Annotated in this window: 9 protein-coding genes; 1 reads left to right on the top strand and 8 read right to left on the bottom strand. The window is 68.1% G+C overall.

From position 1 onward, the window contains the following. Nucleotides 1–2: 2 nt before the first annotated feature. The 4 genes from thiS to ACXJLH_RS01700 form a co-directional block, all read right to left on the bottom strand. On the bottom strand, nt 3–206 hold the full coding sequence (thiS, locus tag ACXJLH_RS01715; RefSeq protein ID WP_056196984.1) for a sulfur carrier protein ThiS: 204 nt from the start codon (nt 204–206) through the stop codon (nt 3–5). After that, a complete protein-coding gene (locus ACXJLH_RS01710) occupies nt 199–1,200 on the bottom strand; it encodes an FAD-dependent oxidoreductase (RefSeq protein WP_457442252.1) in 1,002 nt (333 codons plus the stop codon). Before ACXJLH_RS01710 ends, thiS begins: the two co-directional genes overlap by 8 nt. Continuing rightward, nucleotides 1,197–3,080: a phosphomethylpyrimidine synthase ThiC gene (gene thiC, locus ACXJLH_RS01705; RefSeq protein ID WP_457442251.1), complete on the bottom strand. Its 1,884-nt coding sequence runs from the start codon at nt 3,078–3,080 to the stop codon at nt 1,197–1,199. Before thiC ends, ACXJLH_RS01710 begins: the two co-directional genes overlap by 4 nt. A 482-nt stretch (nt 3,081–3,562) precedes the next feature. Beyond that, nucleotides 3,563–4,876, bottom strand: a complete 1,314-nt coding sequence (locus ACXJLH_RS01700; RefSeq protein ID WP_457442250.1) for an MFS transporter — start codon at nt 4,874–4,876, stop codon at nt 3,563–3,565. Between the two features lie 72 nt (nt 4,877–4,948). Between ACXJLH_RS01700 and ACXJLH_RS01695 the strand changes: the two genes are divergently transcribed. Beyond that, nucleotides 4,949–5,839, top strand: a complete 891-nt coding sequence (locus ACXJLH_RS01695; protein ID WP_457442423.1) for a LysR family transcriptional regulator — start codon at nt 4,949–4,951, stop codon at nt 5,837–5,839. Nucleotides 5,840–5,898: 59 nt separating this feature from the next. Here ACXJLH_RS01695 and ACXJLH_RS01690 read toward each other — a convergent pair whose 3' ends face one another. The 4 genes from ACXJLH_RS01690 to ACXJLH_RS01675 form a co-directional block, all read right to left on the bottom strand. Then, entirely contained in the window at nt 5,899–6,303 is a 405-nt protein-coding gene (locus ACXJLH_RS01690) for a PIN domain-containing protein (RefSeq protein ID WP_457442249.1), read from the bottom strand. Nucleotides 6,304–6,306: 3 nt separating this feature from the next. After that, on the bottom strand, nt 6,307–6,528 hold the full coding sequence (locus tag ACXJLH_RS01685) for an AbrB/MazE/SpoVT family DNA-binding domain-containing protein (RefSeq protein ID WP_056196972.1): 222 nt from the start codon (nt 6,526–6,528) through the stop codon (nt 6,307–6,309). Between the two features lie 103 nt (nt 6,529–6,631). Next, complete coding sequence (locus ACXJLH_RS01680; protein WP_457442248.1) at nt 6,632–9,868, bottom strand: efflux RND transporter permease subunit; 3,237 nt, start codon at nt 9,866–9,868, stop codon at nt 6,632–6,634. A 16-nt stretch (nt 9,869–9,884) separates the two neighbouring features. Continuing rightward, complete coding sequence (locus ACXJLH_RS01675) at nt 9,885–11,048, bottom strand: efflux RND transporter periplasmic adaptor subunit (protein ID WP_056196968.1); 1,164 nt, start codon at nt 11,046–11,048, stop codon at nt 9,885–9,887. Nucleotides 11,049–11,491 lie beyond the last annotated feature (443 nt).

Below are 11,491 nucleotides of genomic sequence, written 5' to 3'. Positions count from 1 at the left end.
GCTCAGCCTCCGGTGATGGGTTGAATGAGGGTCAGTTCGTCGCCGGGCTGGATCAGCGTCACCTCACGCAGCGAACGGGGCACGAAGGCGCCGTTCAACGCCGTGGCGACGGCTTCGGGCGCCCTGTCCTGCTCGGCCAGCATCGCGGCGACGCTCAGGCCTTCGCGCCAGGGGCGAGGCTCGCGGTTCAGGGTGAACTCAGACATGTTGAAGCGCTTTCTCGGCCAGCGCCGGCGCCAGCAGCCAGCCATGGCGAAACAGGCCGTTGATGCGCAGCAGGCCGGGCTGGTGGTCGATGCGCGGCCGATGGTCGGCAAAGGCCGGGCGGAGGTTGGTTTCCATGTGCACGATGCGCGCCTCGGCCAGCGCCGGCAGCACGCTGTGGGCAGCGGCCATCAGCTCAACGGCGCTGCGAAGGCTCACGGGCGAGCGGTCCTCGCTCTCGACCTCGGACGCACCAACGACGATGACGTCGCCCGGCCGCGGCACGAGGTAGACGCGGTGGCGTGGATGCAGCAGCCGCACGGGGCGGTTGAGCACGACGCCCGGCGCGTGCAGCCACAGGATCTCGCCCCGAACACCGCGCAGGTCCGGCAGGTCGGGCCTGGCACCGAGACCGCGGGTGTCAATGACGAGGTCGGCATCCAGGCGACGGCCATCGTCGAGTTCCAGCATGTGGGGCCGGACAGCGACGGCGCGGCGGCCCCAGAGCCAGTCGACATCGGCGGCTTGCTCGGCCAGGGCGGCCAGCAACTCGCGCGGCAGCAACTGGCCTTCGCCGGGCAGCAGCCAGGCCTTCAGATCGGGCGCAAGCGCAGGTTCCAGCGCCTGCAGCGCGACGCGATCCAGCGGCTCGGGGCCTTCCGCCAGGCGGGCCAGCACGCGCCGCGCTGCGCCCTGGTCACTGCCATGCGCCAGCAGCAGGCTGCCCTCGGTCTTCACCAGGCCGGGTTGCCCCAGCGCCGCGGCGATTGCGGGCCACAGCGCGAGCGATCGCCAGCCCAGCGCCGCCACTTCGGGTTCGGCATGTTCCTGCTCCGCCAGCGGGCTCAGCATGCCGGCCGCGGTGAAGGCCGCGGCGCCGGGCTCGGCCGGCCCCGAGGCAGGGTCAGCCACGGTCACGCGATGCCCGGCCCGCGCGAGCTGCCAGGCCAACAGCCGGCCCATGACGCCGGCGCCCGCAATTGCAACGCGGGTCACGCCTGCGGCTTGATGGGGATGTAGAGCTCGCCGCCGGCCTTGCGGAACTCGGCTGACTTCTGCGCCATGCCGTCAGCCACCACGTCCGCCGCTTCGAGCCCCTTGGCCGCCGCGTATTCGCGCACGTCCCGCGTGATCTTCATCGAGCAGAACTTCGGCCCGCACATCGAGCAGAAGTGCGCCTCCTTGGACGAGTCCTTGGGCAGTGTCTCGTCGTGATAGTCCCGCGCCGTGTCGGGGTCCAGGCCGAGTGCAAACTGATCGTTCCAGCGGAACTCGAAGCGCGCCTTGCTCATCGCGTCGTCCCGCGCGCGGGCGCCGGGGTGGCCCTTGGCGATGTCGGCTGCATGGGCGGCGATCTTGTAGGCGATCAGCCCCTGCTTCACGTCGTCGCGGTCGGGCAGGCCCAGGTGCTCCTTGGGTGTCACGTAGCAGAGCATGGCCGTGCCCATCCAGCCGATCATGGCCGCGCCGATGGCGCTGGCGATGTGGTCATAGCCGGGCGCAATGTCGATGGTCAGCGGGCCCAGCGTGTAGAACGGCGCCTCGTCGCAGTGCTTGAGCTGCTCCGTCATGTTGGCCTGGATGAGGTGCATGGGCACGTGGCCGGGGCCCTCGATCATGGTCTGCACGTCGTGCTTCCAGGCCACCTTGGTCAGTTCGCCCAGCGTCTTCAGCTCGGCGAACTGCGCCTCGTCGTTGGCGTCCGCGCCGCTGCCGGGGCGCAGGCCGTCGCCCAGCGAGAAGGTCACGTCGTAGGCCTTCATGATTTCGCAGATCTCTTCGAAGTGCGTGTACAGGAAGTTCTCGCGGTGATGCGTGATGCACCACTTGGCCAGGATGGAGCCGCCGCGCGACACGATGCCCGTGCGGCGCTTGGTCGTCAGGTGGATGAACGGCAGGCGCAGGCCGGCATGGATGGTGAAGTAGTCGATACCCTGCTCGGCCTGCTCGATCAGCGTGTCGCGGAAGATGGCCCAGGAGAGATCCTCGGCGATGCCGCCCACCTTCTCCAGCGCCTGGTAGATGGGCACGGTGCCGATGGGCACGGGCGAGTTGCGGACGATCCAGTCGCGTGTCGTGTGGATGTTGCGGCCGGTGGAGAGGTCCATCACCGTGTCCGCACCCCAGCGGATGGACCAGACCAGCTTCTCGACCTCTTCCTCGATGCTGGACGTGACGGCCGAGTTGCCGATGTTGGCGTTGACCTTGACCAGGAAGTTGCGGCCGATGATGGTCGGCTCGAGCTCGGTGTGATTGATGTTGGCCGGGATGACGGCGCGGCCCCGGGCCACCTCCTGGCGGACGAACTCGGGGGTGATGATCTCGGGGACGGCCGCACCGAGTGAGTCGCCACGCAGGCGCTGCTCGCGCTCGGCGTCGCCCAGGTACTCGCGCATCCACTCGCGCTTGCCGTTCTCGCGCAGCGCGACGAACTCCATCTCCGGCGTGACGATGCCACGGCGGGCGTAGTGCATCTGGCTGACGTTGGCGCCGGCCTGGGCGCGGCGCGGCTGGCGCTGCAGCGCGGCGGCTTCGGCGCGCAGTTGGGCGATGCGCTCGTTGTCCTCCTTGCCGCCATCGTCCAGCGCGACGCGGGTGCGGCCGGTATAGGCCTCGGTGTCGGCGCGGTCACCGACCCAGCTGGAGCGGATGGGCGGCAGGCCGCGGCGCACGTCAATCTGCGCCTTGGGGTCGGTGTAGGGGCCGGAGGTGTCGTGCACGACGACCCGCTCGCCATTCGTCAGCGCGATTTCTCGCATGGGCACGGCCACGTCGGGCCGGCTGCCGGTCACGTAGACCTTGCTTGATGCCGGGAAGGGCTCGCGCGTCAGCGACAGGCGCTCATCGAGCGAGAGGTTCTTTTCGGGGGCGTTCATGGCGGCGGTCTCCTGGAGCAGTGGGTTCGGTGCTCCAAGGCCGCCTGTGGGTGAGGTCCGGCCCGAAGGCCACACCTGCACGCCGCGAGGCATGCGCTCTCCTTACGCCGGTATTAGCCGGTTCAAGTTCACGGGTTTGGTCAGGGCTTGTTAACACGACGGCAACGGGCCGCGTTGTGGCCAGAAAGGCCGCGAGCAAGGCGCAAAGCGGAGCCGGGTTGGGCACCCGGCGAGCATTTGCAACGCCGCGCGCGGCCTTTCTGGCCACAACCCGAAGGGAAGGCCATCTGCCAGGGGTCACTCCGCGTTGCACCGCTTGCCCGCATATCAATGCGGGCGGCGCGCTACGCCTTGATTGGCCCCTGGCAGATGGCCTTCGCGGCCCATTGCCGTCGTGTTAACAAGCCCAGGATGACCATCTCAGCGTCTGGGCTCGGCTTTCGCCAGGCCCGGGCACCCCGGAGCGGGGGCGATTGTGCTTGTCAATTCGCGCGTCTGGCAAGCCCGAGGGCGACGGCAACCAAAGCTGTCGCGATGACGAAGCTCAAGCGCAGCCCGCCGGCGGCGAAAACGGCGCCCATCGCCGAGGCGCCGGTGATGAGGCCGAGATTGCGCGACAGCGTCAGCAGGCCGCTGATGACGCCGCGCTGTTCGGCCGGCACCTCGGCCATGACCCCTGTGTTGTTGGCAGCCTGGAAGAGTGCATAGCCGGGCGTGACGATGGCGAGCGGGCCCACGTAGGCGATGGCGCCAAGCGACGCCGGCAGCAGCGCGATGAGCGCGCAGCCGACCGCCATGGCGGCGAGGCCCAGTTGGCTCGTTCGCCGTGTGCCGAAGCGGTCCACCAGCCGGCCGGCCGGAATGCCGCTGCCGGCCGAAAGGAGGGGGCCGACGGACATCAGTACACCCACCGTGGCGGCGCCAAGGCCGAGCGCGCCGCTGAGGTGGAAGGGGCCAACGACCAGGGTGGCCATCATGACGGCAGACACCAGGGCGTTCATCGCCAGGGCTGTGCTCAGGGCGGGGTCGCGCAGCCGGTCCAGCCGCACGAGAGGCGCCGCAGCGCGCGCCTCGGTGCGCAGGAACAGCAGCAGGCCCACCGCGGCGACCGCCAGCAGGCCAAGATGCCACGTCATCGCAAGGGCATAGGCCGCCAGCGTCAGCGCCAGCCACCAAGTGCCGGGCAGGTCGAAGCCGGCAGCGCCCTGTCCTCGGTCAGCCGGCAAATACCGCCAGGCCAGCGCAATGGCCAGCAAGCCCAGCGGCAGGTTGACGGCGAATACGGCCTGCCAGCCCAAAGCACCGATCAGCGCGCCACCCAGCGACGGACCGAGAGCCGTGCCGACTGCCGACATCGTGCCCAGCAGCCCCATCGCGCTGCCCGTGCGCGCCTTGGGCAGCGCCGCGCCCACCATGGCCATCGTCAAGGCCATCATGGCGGCAGCGCCCACGCCTTGCAGTGCCCGGGCGGCGATCAGCAGCGGCAGCGTGGGTGCCAGCGCGCAGAGCGTCGACGCGGCCGTGAACAGCGCGATGCCGGCCAGCAGCAGGCGGCGTCGGCCGATCAGGTCACCCAGCCGGCCGGCACTGACGATGAGGGTCGTGATCGCCAGCAGATAGGCCAGCACGACCCATTGCGCCTCGGCGAAGCCGGCACCGAAGGCACTAGCCAGCGTGGGCAGCGCGACATTGGCGCTGCTGACGGCCAGCGAAGGCAGCAGGGTGCAAAGGGCCAGGCCGGCAAGCACGCCGGTGACAGGCGTTGCGGCGGGTTGAGCGACGGTCGAGGTGTTCATGCGCCGACCTTAGGCATTTGCTGGGCATGGCGGAAGACGCATCATCTGCACTTCATCAATGCACGAGACGCCATGTCAGACCCTGATCTGAACCTGCTGCTGACGCTGGACGCCCTGCTTGCCGAGGGCAGCGTCGCTGGTGCCGCGCGAAGACTGAGGTTGAGCCCGTCGGCGATGAGCCGGTCGCTGGCGCGGCTGCGCGAGGCCACCGGCGACCCGCTGCTCGTGCGCGCCGGGCGTGGGCTGGTGGCGTCACCTAGGGCGCTGGAATTGCGCGAGCGCATTGGACCGCTGCTGCAGGAGGCGCAGGCCACATTGAGGCCGGCGGCGGCGTTGCGGCTGGACAAACTGGAGCGAGAGTTCACGCTGCGAACGCGCGAAGGGTTTGTTGAGAACTTCGGCGCAGCCCTGCTAGCGCGCGTGAGTTCGGAAGCGCCGAGCGTGCGGCTGCGCTTCGTCCCCAAGCCCGACCGTGACAGCACGCCGCTGCGTGATGGCAGCGTCGACCTGGAGACGGGCATCGTCACTGCGTCCAGCGGGCCGGAGCTGCGCGCGCAGGCGCTGTTTCGCGATCGCTTTGTGGCCGTCGCGCGCCAAGGCCATGGACTGGCGAGCGGCAAGCTGACGGCGAAACGCTACGCAGCGGGCCGGCATGTCGCCATCTCCCGGCGCGGCACGGCGGCAGGGCCTGTCGACGAAGCGTTGTCCGCGCTGAACCTTGGCCGCGACATCGTCGTCACAGTGGCGGGGTTTTCGGAGGCATTGGCCCTGGCGCGCGGCACGGATCTGATTGCAACGGTGCCCGAGCGGCACACCGGGCATCTGCGCGATGGCCTGCTGACTGTCGATCTACCGCTGGCGATGGCGCCGTTCACCGTCTCGCTGCTGTGGCATCCTCGGATGGATGGGGATGCGGCGCATCGGTGGTTACGGGGCTGTGTGCGAGAGGTCTGCGCGGCCTGATTGACGGCACGTCGCCCTCGAGTGCATAGCCTCTGCGCCCACGACCGGCTGAGCCGGCGTCAGCCCTTGGCCAGCAGTTGCGCGCCATCCACCCGGGCGGCGCCTTTGTCGAAAGTCCACAGCGGCGGCTCGCCGGCCTGGGCGGCCAGCGCGATGTGCAGGCAGTCGGCGAAGTCCGCCGGGCCTTGGCGGTACAGCTGCAGCGCCACCTCCAGCGCACGCTCCGATTCGATGTTCAGCTCGGCCGCCGAGAACAGCGATGACAGGGCGTGCAGCACGCTGTCCTTGTCGAAGCCATAGCTCTTGCGCAGCACCCATTCGAGCTCCAGCACGACGGTGACGGGCACGAAGAGCGTGGCGCCTTCACCCGTCAGCCGCGCCATCAGCTGGCGCACCGCCGCAGCCTGCGCGGCGTCGTCCTGCACGAGGTAGCGCACCAGGACGTTGGTATCGAGCGCGGGCATGCCTCAGCGCCAGGGGTTCATTTCATCGATGCCGATGCGCTTGCCCTTGGGGGCCTTGAGCATGCCGGCCATGTCGAGGATGGACTTGCTCTTGACCCGCACGATCAGGGTGCCATCGGGCATGGCCGACCACACCAGGCGCGTACCAGGCTTGGCATCCACGAGCGCCCGGATTTCTGCGGGCATGGTGGTCTGGCCCTTGGCAGTGACGGTGGATTCGGACATGGCAACTCCTTACTATCGGCGCGATTGTAATTCGCAGAAGCAAAAAGGGCCGACCACTTGACGTGACCGGCCCAAGCGCAGAAGCGCTCGAGGGATCTCTTGCTTATTCCTTGTCCGCCGGCATCGCGCCCGGCATGCCATGCAGCGGCATCGACGAGGCGCCGCCCTGCTCTGCCGTCTTCTTGGCGGGCTTCTTCTCCCGCACCAGATAGCTGTAGAGCACCGGCACCACCACCAGCGTCAGCAGCGTCGAGGTGATGACGCCGCCGATGATGGCGCGGCCCATGGGCGCCTGGATTTCGCCGCCGTCGTTCAGCGCGATGGCCATCGGCAGCATGCCGAAAATCATGGCCGCCGTCGTCATGATGATGGGGCGCATGCGGATCAGGCCGGCCTCGCGCAACGCTTCGGCGACGGTCGCACCCGCCTTGCGGGCATGGTTGGCGAAGTCCACCAGCAGGATGGCGTTCTTGGTGACCAGGCCCATCAGCATGACGAGGCCGATCATCGAGAACACATTCAGCGTCGAGCGCCACAGCAGCAGGGCCAGCATCACGCCGATGAGGGCGAGCGGCAGTGAAGCCATGATGGCGATGGGCTGCAGGAAGCTGCCGAACTGGCTGGCCAGCACGATGTAGATGAAGATGCCGGCCAGCGCCATTGCCGCCAGCAGGCCGTTGAAGGCCTCGGCCTGCTGCTTGCCGGCGCCGTCCACCTTGAAGCTGGTGCCCGGAGGCAGCTGGGTGGCCTTGATCAGCTTCTGCACATCGGCATTCACGTCGCCGCCCGGGCGGCCCTGGACGCCGGCGAACACGGCCTCGCGGCGCTGCAGGTTCTCGCGGCGGATCACCTCGGGGTTGAACACCGGCTCGATGGTCGCGACCTGGTCCAGCGCGATGGGCGCGCCGTCCTTGGAGAAGGCCACCGGCAGCTTGCTCATCTGCTCGATGCGCTCGCGCTGTTCGCGCGGCAGGCGCAGCAGCACCTCGACCTGGTTGCCATCCGGCGTCGTCCAGTAGGTGGCGATCTCGCCGTTGACGTAGGCACGCAGGCTGGAGGCGATCTGCGGGGCGGTCAGGCCCAGTTCGCGGATGGCCGAATCCTTCAGGCGCACGGCAAAGGCCGGCAGGCCGGGCTTGACGGTCGTGTCCACGTCGACGGCGCCGGGGATCTTCTTGATCTTCTCGACCAGGTCGGTGGCGGCCTGGGTCAGCACTTCGGGGTCGCTGCCCAGGATGGTGATCCAGATCGGGCGGTTGAAGCCAACACTGACCTCGATGCCGGGGATCTTGGCAATGTCGGCGCGGATGGCGTCCTCGATCTCCTTTTGCGTGCGCTTGCGTTCGCTGCGGTCGGTCAGCGTGATATTCAGCGCCGCCTGGTTGCGGCCGGTGGACAGGCCTTCGCCGGTGCTGCCGACCACGGTCGAGACGGTCTTGATCTCGGGGTAGTTCTTGAGGATCTCCTCGATCTGGGCGACCTTGGCGCTGCCGCGCTCGATGCTGCTGGCCACCGGCATGCGCAGGTTGACCTGCGTGAAGCCGTTGTCTGTCTCGGGCACGAATTCGCTGCCGACCATGGGCGCCAGGGCCAGTGCGGCGACGAAGCTGGCGAAGGCACCCCACATGACGAGGCCACGCGGCGTCAGCGTCGCGAAGCGGAACACGCGCTTCGCGGCCTTGTCGCGCTTGCCGTCCGCGCTGAACGGATGGCCATAGGCGGGAATCGGCGGCACGAAGACGCGGTAGCGACGGCCGGAGAAGGCCCAGTCGATCGTCCTGGCATAGAGGTCGTGCAGGCGGTCCATGCTCCAGTCGGTCGCGCGGATGAGATGACCGATGACAGGCCAGTGCTTGATGCGCGTGCCCGGCGGGTCTGGCCAGACCGACGACAGCATCGGGTCGAGCGTGAAACTGACGAACAGGCTGACCAGCACCGCCACCGCGACGGTGATGCCGAAGGGGTAGAAGAACTTGCCGATGATGCCGCCCATGAAGGCGACGGGCACAAACACCGCGCAGATGGCGAAGGTGGTGGCCATGACGGCCAGGCCGATCTCGTTGGTGCCGTCGAACGACGCCTGGCGGTGGTCCTTGCCCATGGCCACATGGCGCACGATGTTCTCGCGCACGACGATGGCGTCGTCGATCAGCAGGCCGATGCACAGGCTCAAGGCCATCATCGTCATGAAGTTCAGCGTGAAGCCGAAGGCCTGCACGGCGATGAAGCTGGAGATGACGGCGATGGGCAGCGTGAGGCCGGTGATGATGGTCGAGCGCCAGCTGTGCAGGAACAGGAAGACGATGGCCACCGTCAGCAGCGCGCCTTCAATCAGCGTGTGCTGCAGGCCGGTCAGCGAGCCCTTGACGAAGTCGCTAGCGGCGTAGATGAGGCGCAGCTCGACGTCCTTGGGCAGCGTCTTGCGCAGCTCGGCCATTGCTTCCTTCACGGACTCGCCGGTCTTGACGATGTTGGCGTCCTGCTGCTTGAAGATGTTGAAGCTGACGGCCGGCTGGCCGTTGATGCGGGCGATGCTGTCCTGCTCGCGCTCGCGCTCGACCAGGGTGCCGAGGTCGTTCAGCGTCAGCGCCAGGTTGCCGCGGCGGGCGACGATCATGTTGCCGAAAGCCTTGGGGTCTTTCACGCGACCTTCCACGCGCAGGATGGCGTCGGAGGTGGAGTCGGACAGCAGGCCCACCGGCTGATCGGCGTTGGCCTCAGCCAGCGCCTTGGCAATCTCGGCCGGCGTCACGCTGTAGGCGCGCAGCCGCATCGGGTCGAGGTCGATACGCACCTCACGGGTGGTCAGGCCGCCCACGTCCACCTTGGCCACGCCTTCCACACGACCCAGGCGCTTGGAGACGATCAGGTCGGCCATCATGGACAGCTCGCGCGAGCCGCGTGTGGGGCTCAGCAGCGCCATGACGACGACGGGCTGCGAGTTGTCGTTCTCGAAGCGCTGCACCGTCGGCGGCTTGGCGTCACGCGGGAATCGGGCCTGCGCGGCGGCGACGCGGTCGCGCAGGTCCTGCATCGCGCGGCCCATGTCGGCGTTCAGCGAGAACTCGACGCTGGCCTGCACACGGCCCTCGAAGCTGCGCGACTGGATGCGTTCCACGCCGGCAATCGTGTTCAGCGCCTCTTCCAGGGGTTTGGCGATCTCGCGCTCGACGGCCTCGGGCGAGGCGCCGGGGTAGCGCACGTCCACCTGTGCGCCGGGGAAGGAAATGTCGGGCATCTGCTCGACGCCCAGCTTGGAGTAGGAAAACAGGCCCAGCACGCACAGGGCCACCATCACCATGGTCGCAAAGACCGGGTTCTGGATGGAAACGCGGGTCATCCACATGGCACGCCCCTTACTGAACCGTGGCGGCCGACGCGGCCGAGCTGGCCACCTTGGCCTTGGCGGCGACGATGTTCGCCTTGTCACCTTCGCGCAGGTTGTCGAAGCGCGCCGCCAGCACCTGGGCTTCGGGCTTGAGGCCGTTCAACACCTCCACGCGGCCTTCGCGGGCGTCGCTGCGGCCGGTCGTCACGATCCGGCGCACCAAGGCGCCGCTCTCGATCATCCAGATCTGTTCCTGGCCGGCATTGCGGCTGATGGCGGCGATGGGCACGGTCAGTCGCTGGGTGTCATCCTGCAGCACCACCTTGGCAACGGCGTACTGGCCGGCACGGTAGGCCTCCTTGGGGTTGGCCAGCACCAGCGTCACGCCGATGGAACGCGTGCCCGGCTCGGCGCTCGGCGCGATGCGGTCGATCTTGGCCTCGACCGGCTCTTCCACGCCCTCGACCTTCACCTGCACCGTCATGCCCGGCTTCAGGCGGCTGACTTCATGCGTGCCGACCAGGCCGGCCAGTTCGAGCTTGGACAGGTCGACGATGGTCAGGATCTGCTGTTCGGCCGCCACTTTCTCGCCGGGCACCACATGGCGCTTGGAGACGACGCCGTTGATGGGTGCGACCAGCGCGGCCTGGCGCATCGTCACCTGGCTGGTGTCGAGCTGGGCCTTGGCGGCGTTCCAGTTGGCGCGGGCGGATTCGTAGGCGGCGCGAGAGTTGTCCAGCGCGGTCTGGGCAATGAAGTTCTTGGCAGCCAGGCCTTCGTTGGCCTTGAAGCTGCGCTCGGCCTGCTCCATCTGGGCCCGCATGGCTTCGACGCTGGCGCCGCGCTCGGCGATGCGATAGCGAAGTTCTTCCAGGTCGACCTGGCCGAGAGCCTGGCCCGCCTTCACGCGGCTGCCTTCGCCGACAGCGAGGTTGAGCAGCGTGCCGTTGGACTTGGCGCGAACCATGGCCGTGCCCGGCGCCACCAGCGGGCCGCTGAATTCGATCTGGGCCGGCATGGCGGTCAGCGTCGGCTTGACGACTTCGCTGGGCACGAACTCCAGCACGGCCTTGGCCTTCTCGTCACCCGGCTTGTTGGGGCCATCCCCCTTGCTCGCCATGACGGCCACCCCGGCACCGCCCACCAACAACACGGCTGCGACGACGCTACCGATCTTCCAAGACTTGCGCATGGCTCCCCCAATCACTCTCTGATTTCACGACCTTTACAGTCTAGAAACCGGCGGCAAGCCGCGCAGCGGGCTTGTGACGAAACGCGGTTTGCGAGGGCTGAGCTGCACCGGCCGGCGATCAGGCTGGAATCCCGGCGGACGAGTTGCGGATCACGAGAGGCGGCCTGCATCAAATCCGCTGCGCAGCGTCATGACGAGGTCATAGCGACACCAATTGCCGGCGAGCGGCCATCGCCGCTGCTGCTGCCAGCGCCGACCAGTCCAATGCGCTGCCACCTCTCGACATCAATTCGAATGAAAACGTTCCCCGCGTTCTGGGGATCAGCGCAGCAGGCCCCGACATCACGAAGCCTACAGTGCAGTTCGCTCGCATCTTGGCTCGGTCGATTTCACTTTGAGCTTCACCTCGGTGAGTGCCCCGAGTTTGAACAGCCGACACAGTG

It is taken from the genome of Roseateles sp. P5_E4 (assembly GCF_054049255.1).
The sequence above is the reverse complement of the archived record's forward strand: the minus strand, read 5'-3'. Positions and strand labels throughout refer to the sequence as shown.